The sequence below is a fragment of the Pseudomonas floridensis genome, from assembly GCF_002087235.1.
GTDB lineage: Bacteria > Pseudomonadota > Gammaproteobacteria > Pseudomonadales > Pseudomonadaceae > Aquipseudomonas > Aquipseudomonas floridensis.
In genome coordinates this window covers 1-17,705 of the sequence record NZ_MUIO01000148.1, presented here as the reverse complement: position 1 = coordinate 17,705, position 17,705 = coordinate 1, and the positions used below count along the sequence as shown (strand labels likewise).

Sequence of the window (17,705 nt, the reverse complement as noted above, 5' to 3'; positions counted from 1 at the left end):
CATTCGCGCGGATCCTGCCGCAAGTGCCCGCCAACGGACGCGATCTCAATCCTTTGTTGCAGGACATCGGCCTGATCGTGCACCCGCCGATGCTGTACATGGGCTACGTCGGTTTTTCCGTGGCATTCGCGTTCGCCATCGCCGCGTTGCTGGGCGGGCGACTGGACGCCGCCTGGGCACGCTGGTCGCGGCCGTGGACGCTGGTGGCCTGGGCGTTTCTGGGTGTCGGCATCACTCTGGGGTCGTGGTGGGCGTATTACGAACTGGGCTGGGGCGGCTGGTGGTTCTGGGATCCGGTGGAAAACGCCTCGTTCATGCCTTGGCTGGTCGGCACCGCGTTGATTCACTCGCTGGCGGTCACCGAAAAGCGCGGCGTGTTCAAGAGCTGGACCGTATTGCTGGCCATCGCGGCGTTTTCGCTCAGTCTGCTGGGCACGTTTCTGGTGCGCTCCGGGGTACTGACGTCAGTGCATGCGTTCGCGTCCGATCCGGCCCGTGGCGTGTTCATCCTGATCTTCCTGCTGATGGTGGTCGGCGGTTCGCTGACACTGTTCGCGATTCGTGCGCCAGTGGTCAGGAGCCATGTCGGCTTCGGCCTGTGGTCGCGGGAAACGCTGCTGTTGGGCAACAATCTGGTGCTGGTGGTCGCGGCCTCGATGATTCTGCTCGGCACACTGTACCCATTGGTGATCGATGCCTTGAGCGGCGCGAAGATGTCCGTCGGCCCGCCGTACTTCAATGCGCTGTTTGTGCCGCTGATGGGCTTGCTCATGGTGGTCATGGCGATCGGCGTGCTGGTGCGCTGGAAAGACACACCACTCAAATGGCTGCTGGGCATGCTCGCGCCGGTGCTGGTCGGCAGCGCGGTGCTGGCTGTGATTGCCGGTCTGGCGCTGGGCGACTTTCACTGGGCAGTGCTGGCTACCTTCATGCTCGCAGCCTGGGTGTTGCTGGCCGGCGTGCGCGACCTGCTCGACAAGACTCGCCACAAAGGTCTGATCAAAGGCGCGCGCAGCCTGCATCGCAGTTACTGGGGCATGCAACTGGCGCACCTCGGGATTGCCGTGTGCGCGCTGGGCGTGGTGCTGTCGAGCCAGAACAGCGCCGAGCGCGATTTGCGTCTGGCACCCGGTCAATCTGTCGAACTGGGAGGCTATGTATTTGTGTTCGAGGGCGCGAAGCACTACGAAGGGCCGAATTTTACCTCGGACCGCGGCACGGTCCGGGTTCTGCGTGATGGCATCCAGATGACGGAGCTACATCCCGAAAAACGCCTGTATACCGTGCAGCAGTCGATGATGACCGAAGCAGGTATCGATGCCGGTTTCAGCCGTGATCTGTATGTAGCGCTGGGTGAACCGCTGGGCGAGGGCGCATGGGCGGTGCGCGTGCATGTGAAACCTTTCGTGCGCTGGATCTGGCTCGGCGGTCTGTTGACCGGACTGGGCGGAGTGCTTGCGGCCACTGACCGGCGTTATCGGGTCAAGGTCAGAGAGCGGGTGCGCGATGCGCTGGGCCTGTCGGAGGCAACCGTATGAAGCGCTGGATACTGGCACTGCCGCTGCTGGCCTTTCTTGGCGTGGCTGCCGTGCTGTTTCGCGGGCTGTATCTGGACCCGGCCGAGCTTCCGTCTGCACTGATCGGCAAGCCCTTCCCGGCGTTCGAGTTGCGTGAAGTGCAGAGCGAGCGGGTGCTGACCCGTGCCGATCTGCCGGGCAAGCCCGCGCTGGTCAATGTCTGGGCGACCTGGTGCATCGCCTGTCGCGTCGAGCATCCGGTGCTCAATCGGCTGGCGCAGCAAGGCGTGGTGATTTATGGCGTCAACTACAAGGACAGCAATGCCGATGCGCTCAAGTGGCTCAAGGACTTTCACGATCCCTATCGGCTCAATATCCGTGACGAGGAAGGTTCGCTAGGCCTGAATCTCGGGGTGTACGGCGCACCGGAAACGTTTCTGATCGATGCTCGGGGCATCATCCGATACAAGCATGTCGGTGTGATCGATGACGTGGTATGGCGCGAGCAGCTGGCCGGGCGCTATCAGGCGCTGGTGGACGAGGCCAGGCCATGAAGCGTTCGCTGAGCGTTCTGTTGATACTGCTGAGCTTGTTCACCAGCGGCATGGCCTGCGCTGCCATCGAGGCCTACACCTTTCTCGACGAGGCCGAGCGTGCGCGCTACAGCGAACTGACCCGCGAGTTACGCTGCCCCAAATGCCAGAATCAGGACATCGCCGATTCCAACGCGCCGATTGCGGCAGACCTGCGCAAGGAAATCCACCGCATGCTGGGCGAAGGCCAGAGCAACCGGCAGATCATTGATTTCATGGTGGACCGTTACGGTGATTTCGTTCGCTACAAACCGGCCCTCACCGGCAAAACCTGGCTGCTGTGGTTTGGTCCGGCCGGTCTTTTGGTCGGCGGCCTGGTGCTGATGGCCATGATCGTCAGGCGTCGGCGCAACCTGCCTGCGGCGCAGGCCAACGGGCTGTCCGACGAGGAGCGGCTACGCCTCGCCCATCTTCTGGATGAAAACCGAAAATGATCGATTTCTGGATGGCAACCGGACTGTTGCTGCTGGCGGCGCTGGGCTTTCTGTTGATCCCGCTGTTGCGTGGGCAGCGTATGCAGCGCGAAGAAGACCGCACGGCGCTGAACGTCGCGCTGTATCAGGAGCGACTGGCTGAGTTGCACGCTCAGGAGCAAGAGGGCGTTATGCCTGCAACCCTGGCGCAGAGTGCGCGTGATGACGCAGCGCGGGAGTTGCTGGCCGATACCGAGGACGCCGGGCACGCCCGCTCATCCCGGCTTGGCAAAGGTTGGCCTCTGCTGGCGGCGATACTGGTGCCGGTACTGGGCATGGGCGCTTATCTTAAGCTCGGGGCCAGCGACAAGGTCGAACTGAGCCGCGAGTTCGCACAGCCGCCCACGTCGCTGGCCGACATGACCCAGCGTCTGGAACGCACCGTTCAGGCGCAACCGGACTCCTCGGAAAGCCTGTACTTCCTGGCGCGCAGCTACATGGCGCAGAGCCGTCCAGGCGATGCGGCACAAATGTTCGAGCGCGCCGCCCAACTGGCCGGGCGTCCGCCCGAGCTAATGGGGCAGTGGGCACAAGCCTTGTATTTCGCCAGCGACAAGCACTTCACACCGCAAGTGCAGGCGCTGACCGATGAGGCGCTGAAGGCTGATCCCAAAGAAGTCACCAGTCTGGGGCTGCTGGGCATTGCCGCGTTCGAAACCGAGCGTTACCAGGCGGCAGTCGATTACTGGACCCGACTGCTGAATGCCTTGCCAGCCGAGGACCCGTCGCGCTCGGCGCTGGAAGGCGGTATTGCCCGGGCCAGGGAAAACCTGACTGCAGGGGCCGGGCCTGTGCGGGGCGAGAACCGATCGGCGTCGATCAGAGTGCGGGTCGACCTGGCGCCCGCGCTGAAAGACAAGGTCCAGCCACGGGACAGCGTGTTTATCTTCGCCCGCGCCATCGACGGGCCGCCTGCGCCGCTGGCGGTCAAGCGCATCACCGTCGCCGAGTTGCCGGCCGAGGTCGAATTGAGCGATGCCGATGCAATGATGCCGCAGCTGAAACTGTCGAACTTCCCGCAAGTCCAACTGGTAGCTCGCGTGTCTCGCGCAGGGCAGCCCACCACCGGTGAGTGGATCGGCCGCAGTCAGCCGCTGGGCAGCGACAGCGAGACGCCGCAGGCATTGACCATCGACAGTCCAGATAAATAGAGAGCTTGCTTATGTACCGCACTGCACGTGTCACCTTGTTGGGTCTGGCCCTGGGCTTGAGCGCCTGTGCGGTTCAGCCACCGGCGCCGACCAGTCAGGAACCGATCCAGTCGCTGCCTGGCGGCCAGCAACCTGGCGCGCCGCGCCCGAGCACCACGCCAACGCCTTCGAAAACGCCAGCCAAGGCACCTTCGAGCGGTCCGAAAACCTCGGCCAGCTTCGCGCCACCGCCGGGCGGCAACAGCCATTGGGATGCGCGCATGGGCGTTTACGTGATGGACGATCAGAGCAACACCTTCTATCGCCAGCGCACTTACTATCAGTGGAACAACGGCTGGAGCTGGGCGACCAATCCGAATGGCCCCTGGCAGCCGACCGACGCCAGCGGCGTGCCGGCCGGGCTGGGGCGTCAGTTTGGCAATTGACGACAGGTTGAACTGAAAACGGCGACCCGAGGGTCGCCGTTTTGCTGTGCGCAGCCCGGTTTATTTACCCGGATAAATCTGATCGAACACGCCACCGTCGATGAAGTGGGTCTTCTGTACGGTGCGCCAGTCGCCGAAGGTTTTCTCCACCGACAGGAAGTCCACTTTCGGGAAGCGGTCCTTGTACTTGGCCAGAATCGCCGGATCACGCGGGCGCAGGTAGTTGTTGGCGGCGATTTCCTGACCTTCCGGTGACCACAGGTATTTCAGGTAGCCCTCAGCCAGCGCACGCGAGTTCTTTTTGTCCACAACCTTGTCCACCACGCTTACCGGCGGTTCGGCTTCTGCCGACACGGACGGGTAGACGACTTCGAACTGATCGCGACCGAATTCGCGGGCGATCATCTCGGCCTCGTTCTCGAATGTCACCAGCACGTCACCGATCTGGTTGGTCATGAAGGTGGTGGTCGCGCCACGGCCACCGGTGTCGAGCACCGGCACATGACGAAACAGCTCACCGACAAACTTCTTCGCTGCTGCTTCGTCGCCACCGTTTTTCAGGGTGTAGCCCCAGGCTGAGAGGTAGGTGTAACGGCCGTTGCCCGAGGTCTTCGGGTTAGGCACGATGACCTCCACGCCGTCCTTGATCAGGTCAGGCCAGTCTTTCAACGCCTTCGGGTTGCCCTTGCGCACAATGAACACCGTCGCCGAGGTGAACGGCGCGCTGTTGTTCGGCAGGCGACTGACCCAGTCTTTCGGCACCAGCTCACCGTTGTCGGCCAGGGCATTGATGTCGGTGGCCATGTTCATGGTGATCACGTCGGCCGGCAGCCCGTCAATGACCGAACGCGCCTGCTTGCTCGACCCGCCGAAGGACATCTGCACCGTCACGTCTTCATTTTTCTCCGCTTTCCAGTGCTTCTGGAACGCGCTGTTGTAGTCCTTGTAGAAGTCGCGCATCACGTCGTAGGAAACGTTGAGCAAGGTCGGGCCAGCCTGGGCGGCGCTGGAAAGGGCCAGGCCTGCGGCCAGTAGCGAAGCGGCGAAAAGTCTGTTCACTGCGGAGTCCTTGAAAGGTAAAACATTATTGTCTGATGGCTTAATGCCGCGACACTATCAGCCGCGCATCCGTGTCCCTAAATACCGAAATCGTCTGTGCTTATGCCTGGTTGGCTTCCCTTGGAAAAAGCGGATTGCCGCACCGCGAACAGAACGCAGCGCCGTGCTCGTGAAATTTCTTCGCACACACCGGACAGTCATGTTTCAGCTGTTCGCCGCGCAGGGCATTGGCCAGCTCGGCGGTGAATATACCGGTGGGCACCGCGATGATCGAGTAACCGGTGATCATCACCAGCGACGAAAGCATCTGCCCAACCGGCGTTTTGGGCACGATGTCACCGAAGCCCACTGTCGTCAGGGTCACGATAGCCCAATAGATGCCTTTTGGAATGCTGGTGAAGCCGTGTTCCGGGCCTTCGATCACATACATCAGGGTGCCGAATACGGTGACCAGGGTCGACACCGCCACCAGAAACACAATGATTTTCTGCTTGCTGCCGCGCAGTGCCGACAGCAGATAGTTGGCCTGGCGCAGATAGGTGCCGAGCTTGAGCACCCGGAAAATCCGCAGCATGCGGATGATCCGCACGATCAGCAGGTATTGCGCGTCGCTGTAATAGATCGCCAGCACACCCGGCACGATGGCCAGCAGGTCCACCAGCCCGTAAAAGCTGAACGCGTACTTCAACGGCCTCGGCGAGCAGTACAGGCGCAGCACGTATTCGATGGCAAAAATCAGCGTGAAACCCCATTCGACCCAGGCGAACACCTGCGAATAATCGCGATGAATGCTTTCGATGCTGTCGATGATCGTGACCAGCAAACTGAGCAGGATGAGGACCAGCAAGACCTTGTCGAAGCGCCGCCCGGCAGGCGTGTCCGCCTCGAAAATAACGATATGCAGCCGCTCGCGGCGGCTGAGAGAGGTGTCCATGGCGCATTCCGAATCAAAGATCGGCTGAGCCTAGGAGCAATGGGTGGGGTAGTGCAAGCTGTAAGTCAGCCAATCAAGAAAGTGTCGACCGTGAGAGTAAGTGTAAGCCGTTAATTTCGATACATGAGTTTTCGAAAAAATGCCAGCCGCCTTGCTTTTATTTCTCTGTTAAGAAAAGTCAGGGTATTGGTAAGGAATACATATAAATCACCTTCAAAATAATCCTCTGGAAAAGAAGTTTCCTGATTGAATGGAGGGTCCACGTACTCTAGGCCATGTGGGGATGTATATTCTTTTATGTATTTTTTAATTTGAAGTCTAAGGCAGAAAGCGCTTAATAAGTTTCTTTTGTCAATGTAGGTTTTGACGATCTCTTCAAGACTTGGTGGGGGGAGCTCGCGTTTTTGCTCATCACTCAAAAACTCACCTACGCTGTCTGCTACATCATAGATAAAGCCGCTTAAAAAACCATAGCTCATATCTACTCCTACAGGGATGGGAATGCGCTTACGATATAGTAAGGCATGCGATTGTATTCGACAAATTTGATCACAACGGTGACGTTTGACATCGTGATAGCATTGGATTGGTCTTTTCTGGTTATACCTCAGCCAATCGCTTTTTCTAACTTGACATAAAACGTAACGGGTCCTCTCTCGTTCTGAGTAGATATCAATCAAAAAATTGAGGTTACCCGATATAGTGTAAAGGTTGCCACCCGATCTGCACTTAGTCTGTTGAAAATGATATCTCTGTCATTATTTGACTACTTCATCCTTCTCCCATCCGCCACCCAGCGCCAGGAACAGGTTGATCTGGCCCATGGCAACCTGCGTGTTGGCTTCGGCCAGTTGAGCGCGGACGTCGGTGTAGGTGCGGGTGGCCTGCAGGTCGGCGAGGAATGAGGCCCGGCCGGCCTGGTAGAAGCGGTGGGTCTGGTCCGCAGCCTCTTTTGCCGACTGTTCAGCATCTTTCAGGGCGTCGCGGCGGTCGAGCAGGGCGGTGTATTGGGCCAGGCCCGTCTGGGTTTCGCGGATGGCGTTGAGCACCACACCGTCGAAACGGGCCAGTGACGCCTGTGCCGAGGCTTCGGCCTGGTGGATGCGGGCGCGGGAGCCGTTGGACGGAATGGTCCAGTTCAGCAGCGGCCCGAAGCCCCAGCGGTTGGCGGCCGGTTTGCCCAGGTTCTCGATGGCGCCAATGGTGCCGATGGTCGCGCCGATGCTGATGTCCGGGTACAACTCGCCGGTCGCGACGCCGATCTGGGCGGTGGACATCGCCAGGTGCCGCTCCGCCTGGCGAATGTCCGGACGCCGCTTGAGCAGCGCCGCGCCGTCACCGACCGGCATCACCTGCGCGATATGCGGCAGTTCGTTGCAGGTGCTGACGCCGGCGGGCAATTGCTCGACCGGGCGCGCCAGCAGCATCGACAGCCGGAACAGGGCCGCCTGGCGCTGCGCTTCGTAGCGTGGCAGTTCGGCGCGCAACGATTTGAACTGGGTCTGCGAGCGGGTGACCTGGGTTTCGTCACCACGCCCGGCATCTCGCAGGCGCTGATTCAGCTTCACGCTCTGCTGTTGCAGATCCAGAGACTCGCGGGCGATGTCATGTTCTTCGTTGGCAGCGCACACCTGTGTATAGGCGCGCACCACGTCGGCCACCACGGTGATGCGCGCTGTGTCGGCCGCCGCCTGGCTGGCATCGACATTGGCCTGGGCAGCTTCGATGCCGCGCTGCAGCGTACCGAACAGATCGAACTGATAAGACGTGGTCAGGCCGACGTCGCCGACGTTGGTCACCGGCACCTTGTCAGGCAGCAAAAACGCCTCGCCCGATTCCTGCAAGCGCTGTGCGCCCATCTTCGCGCTGTTGGTGAAACCTCCCGCCGCCTCGGCTTCGGCCCCCTGATAGCGCGAACGCTGCAGGTTGGCGGCGGCAATCCGCAGGTCAGTGTTGGACGCCATGGCCTGGCGCACCAGTTCATCGAGGCGCGGATCCTGATAGAGCCGCCACCAGTGCGCAGGCACCGGCGCTGACACCGTATTGACTGACCGGCCAGCCAGCTCGCCCTGAAAATCCGGACGATTGACTGCGCCGTCCCTGGGCGGCACGTAGTCCGGTCCGACCATCTGGCAAGCCGAAAGCAGAGCGCCGAAACCCAGCACCGTCAGGCGAGCAGCCCGTTTCATCGTGCAGCCTCCTGCATGTCTTCAATGATCGAAACCGTCGCCGTGCGCCCGGCGATCATGCGGAAATCCCTGGGCACGTCGTCGAAGGCAATGCGCACCGGAATGCGCTGGGCCAGACGCACCCAACTGAAGGCCGGGTTGACGTTGGGTAACAGGTTGGAGCCGCTGGTGCGGTCACGGTCTTCGATACCGGCGACGATGCTGACCACATGGCCGGTCAGGCGTGCATTGTCGCCGATGACGCGGATGTCCACGCCCTGGCCGACATGAATGCCGTCGAGTTTGGTCTCTTCGAAATAGCCGTCGATGTGGAATGACGCGGCATCGACCACCGACAGCACCGGGCGTCCGGCGGTGACGAACTCGTGCTCGCGAGGCGCCCGGTCGTTCAGATAGCCATCCACCGGGCTTTTGATCACCGAGCGGTCCAGGTTCAGTTGCGCCGCATCCACTGCCACGCGTGCCTCGCCCAATGCCGACAGGGCGCGGGCTTCGCGGGACTGGCTTTCTTCCAGCTGTTCACGCGCCACCAGATTGCCGAGGCCACGGTTGCGCTTGTTCTCGCGGCGTGCCTGCTCCCAGGTTTCCTGGCGTTCGGCGACGGTGGCCTGGGCCTGGCGCAACGCCAGGCGGAAGCGGTCCTGATCGATGGTGAACAGCACCTGGCCTTTGTGCACCGGCTGATTGTCGGTGACCTCGACTTTCTGGATCAGCCCCGAGACGTCCGGCGCGATCTGTACGATATCGGCGCGAATATGCCCGTCACGGGTCCAGGGCGCGTACATGTAATACATCACCATGCGCCAGACGACGACGGTTGCCAGAGCGACCACCAAGAGGGTCAGGACCACGCGGCCCAGAGTCAGTATCGGTTTTTTCATGTCATCAGGTATCGACTGAGAGTATCCACGGCGCCGAGCAACAAAGCGTATAGACCTACGTTGAATAAAGCCCGGTGCCAGACCAGACGGTAGAAGTGGGCGCGCGACAGCACCGCGTGCACGCCGAGAAACAGCAGATAAGCGATGCCCATCATGGCCAGAAAGGTGGGGATGAAGATCCCGCTGATGTCCAGATCGCCGATCATAGGGGCGCCCCATCGATGTTATGTGGCAATTGTTCGGTCAGTTCTCCGGCCACGGTGACGATTTCCACGCCGGGCAACAGCGCCAGGCGCAGCCCGCTCAAGGCGTGCAGCAAGTGCACACGGGCCGGATCGCCGCCCATTTGCTGATCGGTCAGCGAGCGGCGGGCACGGTCCATGAGCATCAACAAGCCTCGGGGCGCGGGCAGACGCTCGCCGACCTTGGTGCAGTGGCGGAAATAGCCGCTGACTTCATCGATCACCTGACGCAGCAACGCTTGCGCCTGAGGTGTCGCACGACGGGTATAGGCAAGCAGGTCGAGCATGTTCAGCGCGACACGCAGTTCGCGCAGTGCGATGCCAGTGTCCTGGGCGGTCAGGGTCAGGCGCGGCAGTTGCTGCATCAGCCGGTCGAGCATCTGCACGCCCATGCGTCGGTGTTCGGCCAGGGTCGAATCTTCGCTGAGGCTGGCGATGTCGCGCCAGCTGAAGCGGGTCAAGCGCTTGACCGCCAGCTCGACACCGAACGGACGGAACACCAGCGTCCATATGAAAGCGAACAGCAGACCCGCTGGCCCGGCCAGATTGGAGTTGAGGAAGTTCAGGAAGTCCGCGTCATAGGCACTCTGGATGCTGATGAAGGACGAGGTGTTGACGATGGTCAGCAGAGTGCCGAGAAAGAACCTCGGCTGGACAGTCAGCGTGCCGACGCAGATGAACGGCACCGAAAACGCCAGCACCAGCATCGGAAAGTCATGCAGGTTGGGCAGCACCACGAACAGATAGAGGCTGGCGAACACCACCGACAGCATAGTCCAGAAGAAGAACCGGTAGATCTGCGGTGCCGGATCGTCCATCGCTGCGAAGAAACTGCATGAGACCGCTGCCAGCGCCACGGCACTGGCCCCGTCTTTCCAGCCCAGCAGGATCCACAGCACCGAAGCCACGATGATTGCCAGCACGGTGGACGACACCGAATAGAGCATCAGGCCACGGTCGAGAAACGGCGTCAGCCGACCCAGGCGCCAGTGGCGATAGACCGCACGCCATTGCGACTGATCGTCGGTCTTGATGGCGAACTGCAACGTGCGGCAGTCCTGCCACAGGTCGATCCATTCACCCAGTCGAAACAGCACGTTGGACAGCAACAGTTGGTCGCGGTCGTCCAGCTGTGCCGAGTCCGGTTGCAAGTGATCCAGCGCCCGATGCAACTGCTGCCACTGTCCGTGTTGTGGCCCGTCGGCGGTGTTTGCCAGCCAGTCACGGGTTTCATGCAGCAGGGGCGACAGGCTGGCAAGCAGTTCCGGCGTACGCCTTTCCAGTGCCCACAATGCGTCGTCGAGCGCGTCGATGACCGGCAACAAGTGGATCATTCGGCCGCGCAATTCGTGCGCATTGCGCACGGTCTGTTTACGCGCACCTTCGTGGCGCAATTGGCCGATCATCATTTCCAGCGAATTGAAGCTGGCGACCATGGCATTGCGCAACGCGCCGATTTCATCGGGTTGGCAGGTGCGACTGAGAAAATGTTCGCTGTAACTCGCCGCATCGCCGAACCACTTGTCCGTGGTGGCTTGAAACACCGGTGCCAGGCGTCTGGGCCAGAACATGGCGCCCACGACGGCAGCGCAGATGATGCCCAGAAAAATTTCTTCGGTTCGCGATACGGCGACCTCGAAGACGGCTTGCGGATTGTCGACCACCGGCAGCGAGATCAACGGCAGGGTGTAGCCCGCCAGCATCAATGCATAACTATTGGCCGTGCGCAGGTGCAGGGACAGAAACAGCAGTGTGCCGGTCCACAGCCCGACCACCACCGCCAGCAGAAACGGCGTCTGCACGAACATCGGCACCAGCAGCACCGATGCCGCTGCGCCGGCCAGCGTGCCTGCCGCCCGGTACAGGGCTTTGGAGCTGGTCGGTCCGACGAAGGGGCTCGAGACGATGTACACGGTGGCCATCGCCCAGTACGGGCGCGGCATCTCCATCAGCAGTGCGATGTACAGCGCCAGCATCGACGCGCCAAACGTGCGAACGCCGTAGAACCAGTCGCGGGCAGGCGGCACGCTGGAAAAGAAACCCCTCACGATTGTGCCCCGTGATCGTTGCGCGCAGCGTTTGAAAAGGCCTGGAACACACGCAGTGCAGCGTCCAGATCGGCCGGCTCGACGTTCTTCAATACGTCGGCGCGCAGACGCGTCAGCTCGATTTCGATCGAACCGGCCAGTTCGCGGCCCTTGTCGGTCAGGCTCAAGGCCTTGGCCCGACGATCATTCGGGTCTTCGGTGCGGCAAACGATCCCGGCCTTGCATAACTGGTCCAGCAGGCGCACCAGCGTAGGGCTTTCCATGCCGGCGGCATGCGCGACCTTGACCTGATGCACGCCGTCTCCCAGCCGTGCGATGGCCAGCAACGGCCCGGCGCAGGCTTCGGAAATGCCGTAGGTCATCAGCGTGGTCTGGCAGTTGCGTCGCCAGTGGCGAGAAGCTGCCACCAGACCGCTGCTGATCGCTCGATGGAGTGAATCGACAGACATGAAAAGTACCGGAAATGGCTCGGAAGCGATTTAGTTAGGAGCGATATTGTTAGTGAGGATATTAATAGCTTGCTAACTAATATCCCGTAACAAGTTATGTCAGTCAACCGAAAATCGCTCAACGGATCGGCGATCCGGCTGGCTTACAGGATTTGGCATGTCGATCGAAATACTGCGAAAAGGAAGCTGCGTAGTCTGTGTTCTGGATGAAAAGTTCCTTTTTAACAGAAATAATCGCTACCGTTCGTCGGTAACAAGCGCGGCATGAGCGCGTTTTTCAAGTGATCACTCCAAAAAACTGACGCAATGCCAAAATGACAAGGTCCGCATGAATCGACGCCCTCAGGTCAGAGGCGGCCACTGGCTCCGGTTCGAAAATTGACATCAAAATAGTGGCTTTAATGGTTTTTCGTCGGTTTGTTGGCGCCAATGTCTTGTCGAGCGTGTTTAAAAAATAAACGATTCAGCCGATAGTCTGGATGAACCCAACGGGCCAAGGTGCCCGTTCCAGAGCCCTTCTGCTGATGCGCAATGCGCACCTTGCGAGCTACGCCATGATCGATCTTGCCACCTGGAACCTGTCCGTCCCTGTCGGGACTCCTGCGACCATCATCGAAACCCCGAAACTGATGAAGGGTTACCAGGACGGTTACTTTCGTTCGGGGGATACACTGTTTTTCTGGGCACCGGTGACCGGTTCCACGACAGAGAACGCCAAGTACCCACGTTCCGAGTTGCGCGAGACGACATCCGACGGCCGTGCCTACAACTGGAACTACTCCAGTGCCGACAACTTTCTGCGCGCCACGCTGGAAGTCGACCAGGTGCCATCGAGCGGCAAGATCGTGATCGGCCAGATTCACTGCTATCAGAGCACCGAGCCGCTGCTGAAAGTGGAATATCAGTACAAGGAGAAATTGCAGACCGGCAACATCGTCGCCAAGTTTCGCCGCACCCCGGACGCGGAAATCGAAGTCATCACCATTGCCCAGGGTGTACCGCTCAACGAGCGCTTCAATTACGCGATCAACCTGTCACCGTCCGGCGACCTGACAGTCAATGCGTTCAATGCGGTCTGGTACGCCAAGCTCGATTCGGCCTGGGCCACCAAACTGTTTTACTTCAAGGCCGGGGTCTACACCCAGGACAATACCGGTTACACCACCGAAGGCGGTTCGGCCACGTTCTACAAACTGGCCATTGTCCACGAGAAGAAGTCCTGATGAGCGCCTGGCTGCCTTCAATGTGAAGGGAAGACCAGGCTGAAGCAGATACGCCCTGCGGCGGGTTGCGCGACTTCGACCCGACCGCCGTGCAGGTGCATGATCGCTGCAACGATGGCCAGACCCAGACCATTGGAGTCCGAGCGCTGGTGGCGCGATGCATCGCCGCGATAGAAACGGTCGAACAGACGAGTCAGGGTGGCGTGTGGCAGCACCGGCCCTTGATTCTCCACGTCGACTTTCCAGTGCCCATCGAGCTGAATCACACGAATCAGGACTTCACTGTTTTCGTCCGCGTAACGGATTGCGTTGGCCACCAGATTGCTCAAGGCGCGGCGCAGCAGGATCGGATCGGCTTGCAGCGTGCCCTGACCGGAGGGCGTCAAGGTCATGTTGCGTTCTTCGGCCAGCCCTTCAAAATAGGCCGCGACTTTATGCACTTCATCGTGCAGGTCCAGGCTTTTGCGTTCCAGTGCAGCGTGGGCTTCGTCGGCGCGAGCGAGGAACAGGATGCTCTCCACCAGTCGCGAAATCCGTTCAAGTTCTTCGAGGTTGGAGGCCAGCAACGCCTGATACTCATCGGCGCTGCGGTTCTGGCGCAGGGCGACCTGGCAGTGCCCCATCAACGAACCTACCGGCGTGCGGATTTCGTGCGCCAGGTCGGCGGAAAACTGGGTCAGGCGACGGTAACCGTCGTCCAGGCGGTCGAGCATGGCGTTGAAAGCGTCGCTCAATTGTTGCAGTTCAATCGGTGTGTCATGGCTGTCCATGCGGTTGTGCAGACTGGCGGGTGTGATGGCGGCTGCATGCGCGGCCATCCGCCGCAATGGGCGCAAACCCCGACGCAACAGCACATACCCCAGCATCGCGGTGACCAGAAACGCCAAGACCACGGCCGCGTAAATACGCTGTCGGAAGGTGGCGAGCATGGCCATTTCCTTGACCATGAGGTGGGCGGCCTGCAACCGGACCTCTACACCGTTGGACATCACCTGAACTGCGGCGGCCCGCAGTGGCACGCCTTGCAGGCTGGTGCCGCTGCGCAGGTCCTCGACCCGCACCGGCTGGTCCTGAGCGACGGTGGGCAACTCTGGCAAGGGCGCGCGCTGCGGGTTGACCGAGATCACCGGCGGCTTGCCCGGCTCACCGATGATGAAGATGTCTTCTTCGCTGTCGAGCATGTTCTCGAACAACTGCGGGCTGCCCTTGAGGTTGTCCATGGTCAGGTCGTAGCGCAGCAGCTTGCGAAAGTGATCCAGACGCGCCAGCACCGCATGATCCGAGCGTTGCAGCACGGTCTGCTCGATGGACTGATAGAGATAAAGCCCGGCGCCGCCGACGGTGAGCATCGCCACCAGCGCGAACGCAAGGGTCGAGCGCAGGGTCAGGGAAGGTTGGCGTCTGCGCTGCATGGCCGCACCTCACACACATATCCAATGCCGCGCACGGTGTGGATGAGCTTGACCGGGTAGGGCAGGTCGATCTTGCTGCGCAGGCGCTTGATCGCGACGTCCACTACATTGGTGTCGCTGTCGAAATTCATGTCCCAGACCTCCGAAGCGATCTGGGTGCGCGACAGCACATCGCCTTCGCGGCGCAGGAACAGGTGCAGCAGGGCGAACTCCTTGTTGGTCAGCACGATGACCTGCTGCTGGCGCGTGACCCGACGGCGCAGCAGGTCCAGTTCAAGGTCGGCCAGATGGAAGTGATCGGCCTCTCGCACCACGCCACGGCGCAGGATGGTGCGGATGCGCAGCAGCAATTCGGTGAACGAGAAGGGCTTGACCAGGTAATCGTCGGCACCCAGTTCGAGCCCGCGAATGCGGTCCTGCAACTGGTCGCGGGCGGTGAGAAAAAGCACCGGCACGTCCTGTCGTGCACGCAGTACTTCGATGATCTGCCAGCCGTCGATGCCGGGCAGCATCACGTCCAGCACGATCAGGTCGTAGCGGTTTTCCAGCGCCAGATGCAGGCCGTCGGCACCGTGTTGGGTCCAGTCGACCTTGTATCCGGATTCGCCCAGGCCCTTCTTCAGGTACTCCCCGGTCTTGGTGTCGTCTTCGATCAGAAGGATATGCATCTTAATGTCCGCTACGCTCTGCAGGCGCACTCAGCGCGCCGATGCCGGAGTCTAACCAGTTGCCGGGAAGGTGTCCGGCGAATGACAAAAATGTCATTGCCCGGTCATTCTGCGGTGCCGGTAGCGGTGTGAAGATGCGTCCAGACCCCTCTGCCAAGGAATTACCGATGAAGACTGCACTGTCCACTACCTTCGGCCTGCTGATGCTCAGCGCCGCTGTCATGACCCAGGCCGCCGACATGCCGGTGGTCAAACCGATGCGCGGCACGGTCGACAGCCTCCAGGCCGACACCTTGAATTTCACCACCCGTGCCGGTCAGCACCAGAGCATTCAATTGACCGACAAGACTGGTATCCGCCTGGTGTCCAAGGCCGATCTGGAAACCATCAAGGCCGACAGCTTCGTCGGTTCGGCCGCCATTCCCCAGGCCGACGGCACACTCAAAGCGCTGGAAGTCACCGTGTTCGAAGCCAGCCTCAAGGGCAGCGGCGAAGGTCACTACGGCTGGGAAAACGCTGACGGCAGCACTGGCACGATGACCAATGGCACGGTCGGCACCCTGTCCAAGGCCAACGGCCGCACGCTGACCGTTCAGTACAAAGGCGGCGAGAAACAACTGGTGGTGCCGCAAGACGTGCCGATCGCCTACGTCGAGCCAGGCCAGCGCAGCGAGCTGAAGGCCGGTGCCAAGGTCGTGCTGTTCCCGGCCGATGACGGCAAGTCGGCGCGCGGCGTCGCGGTCGGCAAGGACGGGTTCACGCCTCCGATGTAATCACTGCTGACGATGGCAACGGCAGGCGACTGAGGTCGCCTGTCTGGCTTGTCGTTCTGCATCGCCTCATGTCGAGGAACACCCATATGAAAACCCGCCCGATCCATCCCTGGCCGGTGCGTCTCACACACTGGGTCAATGCCGTGGGCATGGTCTGCATGTTCATGAGCGGCTGGGCCATTTACAACGCATCGCCCCTGATGCCGTTCACCTTTCCCAAATCCCTGACCCTCGGCGGCTGGCTGGGTGGCTCCCTCGCCTGGCATTTCGCGGTGATGTGGCTGCTGGTCATCAATGGCCTGATTTATGTGCTGTACGGCGTGTTCAGTCGGCACTTCAGACGCGATCTTCTGCCGGTGCGGCCCGTTGAAGTGAAGCGTGACCTGATGGATGCGCTGCGCTTTCGGCTGGCACACATCAAAGGGCAGTACAACGCGGTGCAGCGCTTGATGTACTGGCTGGTGCTGGCCATGGGCGTCCTTATCGTGCTGTCCGGCCTGGCATTGTGGAAACCGGTCCAGTTTCAGGAACTGGCCAGTCTGCTGGGCGGCTATGATTTTGCCCGCTGGGTGCATTTTGGTGCGATGGCGGCCATTGGCGCCTTTGTCGTCGTGCACCTCGCGCTGGTGCTGCTGGTGCCGCGAACCCTGTTACCGATGATCACCGGCGGTCGCCAGCCGAAGGAAGACGGAGCTGCCAAGCCATGAGCGAACCACGTAAACGCATCACCCAGCGCATTCGTCTGGAGCCTGCGCAGCAGAGCCAGTTGATCGATATTCAGCGCCGTAACTTTCTGCGGGCCGGTCTGACCGTGGGTGCGATGTCGATGCTGACCGGTTGCAACCTGCAGGACGGCGATCAGGTCGACAAGGTGCTGTGGGCCATGTCGCGCTGGAACGACCGGGTCCAGGCGTGGCTGTTCAACGGCCAGAAACTGGCCCCGACTTACAGCAAGGCGCAGTTGACCAATCCGTTCCCGTTCAACGCGTTCTACCCGGAATACAACGTACCGGAACTGGAACTTGCCGATTACCGTCTGGCAGTGTCCGGGCTGGTGCGTGACAAGCAGCCGTGGACGATCGACGCCTTGCGCAAGCTGCCACAACGCACGGACATCACGCGTCTGATCTGCATCGAAGGCTGGAGCGCGATAGGGCAGTGGGGTGGCGTGCCCCTCAAGACGTTTCTGGAGTACATCGGCGCGGACACCACGGCGCGCTTCGTCGGATTCAAATGCGCCGACCGTTACTACTCCAGCCTGGACATGCCCACCGCGTTGCACCCGCAGACCCTGCTGGCGCTGGACTTCGGCGAAGTGGCCCTGCCGCCTGATTTTGGCTACCCGCTGCGCGTTCGTGTGCCGACCAAACTGGGCTTCAAGAATCCCAAGCACATCGTCGAGATCTTCGTCACCAACGAAAACCCGGGCGGGTACTGGGAAGATCAGGGTTACAACTGGTTCAGCGGGATCTGAGCCGTGCGGGTGGCATGCTCATGAACGCTGTTCCGGTCGTTCGGCATGGGTGGCGCAGGTAGTTTTTTCGCGGACAAGTCCGCTCCCACGAGCGCTGCGTTCTCGGGTGTCTGTGGTCCGGCCCCAGGCAGTCAGATGGGTATCCAGCTTTTGGGGTGCAGGTCATTCTGTGGGAGGGGACTTGTCCACGAAGA

At 60.8% G+C, this 17,705-nt stretch carries 19 protein-coding genes; 9 read left to right on the top strand and 10 right to left on the bottom strand.

The window, feature by feature from the left end; translation table 11 throughout:
• From BZK31_RS26950 to BZK31_RS26930, 5 genes are all read left to right on the top strand, one after another.
• Positions 1 to 1,538 (top strand): heme lyase CcmF/NrfE family subunit (locus tag BZK31_RS26950; RefSeq protein ID WP_083186264.1); only part of this gene is annotated, 1,538 nt, incomplete at its 5' end.
• Complete coding sequence (locus tag BZK31_RS26945; protein ID WP_083186263.1) at positions 1,535 to 2,071, top strand: DsbE family thiol:disulfide interchange protein; 537 nt, start codon at positions 1,535 to 1,537, stop codon at positions 2,069 to 2,071. The genes BZK31_RS26950 and BZK31_RS26945, both read left to right, overlap by 4 nt.
• A complete protein-coding gene (locus tag BZK31_RS26940; protein WP_083186262.1) occupies positions 2,068 to 2,544 on the top strand; it encodes a cytochrome c-type biogenesis protein in 477 nt (158 codons plus the stop codon). Before BZK31_RS26945 ends, BZK31_RS26940 begins: the two co-directional genes overlap by 4 nt.
• A complete protein-coding gene (gene ccmI, locus BZK31_RS26935; RefSeq protein WP_083186261.1) occupies positions 2,541 to 3,734 on the top strand; it encodes a c-type cytochrome biogenesis protein CcmI in 1,194 nt (397 codons plus the stop codon). The genes BZK31_RS26940 and ccmI overlap by 4 nt, the downstream gene beginning before the upstream one ends.
• An 11-nt stretch (positions 3,735 to 3,745) precedes the next feature.
• Entirely contained in the window at positions 3,746 to 4,159 is a 414-nt protein-coding gene (locus BZK31_RS26930; RefSeq protein WP_083186260.1) for a hypothetical protein, read from the top strand.
• Between the two features lie 60 nt (positions 4,160 to 4,219).
• Here BZK31_RS26930 and BZK31_RS26925 read toward each other — a convergent pair whose 3' ends face one another.
• The 8 genes from BZK31_RS26925 to BZK31_RS26890 all read right to left on the bottom strand — a co-directional run bounded on the left by BZK31_RS26925 (position 4,220) and on the right by BZK31_RS26890 (position 11,961).
• Positions 4,220 to 5,218: a sulfate ABC transporter substrate-binding protein gene (locus BZK31_RS26925; RefSeq protein WP_083186259.1), complete on the bottom strand. Its 999-nt coding sequence runs from the start codon at positions 5,216 to 5,218 to the stop codon at positions 4,220 to 4,222.
• A gap of 100 nt (positions 5,219 to 5,318) precedes the next feature.
• Positions 5,319 to 6,152 carry an ion transporter gene (locus tag BZK31_RS26920; protein WP_083186258.1) on the bottom strand — a complete coding sequence of 278 codons (834 nt, stop codon included), beginning with the start codon at positions 6,150 to 6,152 and terminating at the stop codon, positions 5,319 to 5,321.
• A 110-nt stretch (positions 6,153 to 6,262) separates the two neighbouring features.
• Complete coding sequence (locus BZK31_RS26915) at positions 6,263 to 6,631, bottom strand: hypothetical protein (RefSeq protein WP_083186257.1); 369 nt, start codon at positions 6,629 to 6,631, stop codon at positions 6,263 to 6,265.
• Positions 6,632 to 6,910: 279 nt separating this feature from the next.
• On the bottom strand, positions 6,911 to 8,341 hold the full coding sequence (locus BZK31_RS26910; protein WP_083186256.1) for an efflux transporter outer membrane subunit: 1,431 nt from the start codon (positions 8,339 to 8,341) through the stop codon (positions 6,911 to 6,913).
• Positions 8,338 to 9,222 (bottom strand): efflux RND transporter periplasmic adaptor subunit, encoded by an 885-nt coding sequence (locus tag BZK31_RS26905; RefSeq protein WP_083186255.1) that lies wholly within the window; start codon positions 9,220 to 9,222, stop codon positions 8,338 to 8,340. Before BZK31_RS26905 ends, BZK31_RS26910 begins: the two co-directional genes overlap by 4 nt.
• A complete protein-coding gene (locus BZK31_RS26900; RefSeq protein WP_003378219.1) occupies positions 9,219 to 9,428 on the bottom strand; it encodes a DUF1656 domain-containing protein in 210 nt (69 codons plus the stop codon). Before BZK31_RS26900 ends, BZK31_RS26905 begins: the two co-directional genes overlap by 4 nt.
• Positions 9,425 to 11,512 carry an FUSC family protein gene (locus tag BZK31_RS26895; RefSeq protein ID WP_167378120.1) on the bottom strand — a complete coding sequence of 696 codons (2,088 nt, stop codon included), beginning with the start codon at positions 11,510 to 11,512 and terminating at the stop codon, positions 9,425 to 9,427. Before BZK31_RS26895 ends, BZK31_RS26900 begins: the two co-directional genes overlap by 4 nt.
• Positions 11,509 to 11,961, bottom strand: a complete 453-nt coding sequence (locus tag BZK31_RS26890; RefSeq protein WP_083186254.1) for a MarR family winged helix-turn-helix transcriptional regulator — start codon at positions 11,959 to 11,961, stop codon at positions 11,509 to 11,511. Before BZK31_RS26890 ends, BZK31_RS26895 begins: the two co-directional genes overlap by 4 nt.
• 554 nt (positions 11,962 to 12,515) lie before the next feature.
• On the opposite strand from BZK31_RS26890, the gene BZK31_RS26885 reads away from it, so the two are divergent.
• A complete protein-coding gene (locus tag BZK31_RS26885; protein ID WP_083186265.1) occupies positions 12,516 to 13,184 on the top strand; it encodes a polysaccharide lyase family 7 protein in 669 nt (222 codons plus the stop codon).
• Between the two features lie 17 nt (positions 13,185 to 13,201).
• Here the strand turns inward: BZK31_RS26885 and BZK31_RS26880 are convergent, their stop codons facing one another.
• Together BZK31_RS26880 and BZK31_RS26875 are read right to left on the bottom strand one after the other, a co-directional pair.
• Positions 13,202 to 14,596 carry a heavy metal sensor histidine kinase gene (locus BZK31_RS26880; RefSeq protein WP_083186253.1) on the bottom strand — a complete coding sequence of 465 codons (1,395 nt, stop codon included), beginning with the start codon at positions 14,594 to 14,596 and terminating at the stop codon, positions 13,202 to 13,204.
• Positions 14,569 to 15,264 carry a heavy metal response regulator transcription factor gene (locus BZK31_RS26875; protein WP_004883845.1) on the bottom strand — a complete coding sequence of 232 codons (696 nt, stop codon included), beginning with the start codon at positions 15,262 to 15,264 and terminating at the stop codon, positions 14,569 to 14,571. Before BZK31_RS26875 ends, BZK31_RS26880 begins: the two co-directional genes overlap by 28 nt.
• 167 nt (positions 15,265 to 15,431) lie before the next feature.
• Between BZK31_RS26875 and BZK31_RS26870 the strand changes: the two genes are divergently transcribed.
• The 3 genes from BZK31_RS26870 to BZK31_RS26860 all read left to right on the top strand — a co-directional run bounded on the left by BZK31_RS26870 (position 15,432) and on the right by BZK31_RS26860 (position 17,511).
• On the top strand, positions 15,432 to 16,037 hold the full coding sequence (locus BZK31_RS26870; protein WP_083186252.1) for a hypothetical protein: 606 nt from the start codon (positions 15,432 to 15,434) through the stop codon (positions 16,035 to 16,037).
• Positions 16,038 to 16,123: 86 nt separating this feature from the next.
• Positions 16,124 to 16,744: a cytochrome b/b6 domain-containing protein gene (locus BZK31_RS26865; RefSeq protein ID WP_083186251.1), complete on the top strand. Its 621-nt coding sequence runs from the start codon at positions 16,124 to 16,126 to the stop codon at positions 16,742 to 16,744.
• Positions 16,741 to 17,511: a molybdopterin-dependent oxidoreductase gene (locus BZK31_RS26860; RefSeq protein WP_083186250.1), complete on the top strand. Its 771-nt coding sequence runs from the start codon at positions 16,741 to 16,743 to the stop codon at positions 17,509 to 17,511. The genes BZK31_RS26865 and BZK31_RS26860 overlap by 4 nt, the downstream gene beginning before the upstream one ends.
• Positions 17,512 to 17,705 lie beyond the last annotated feature (194 nt).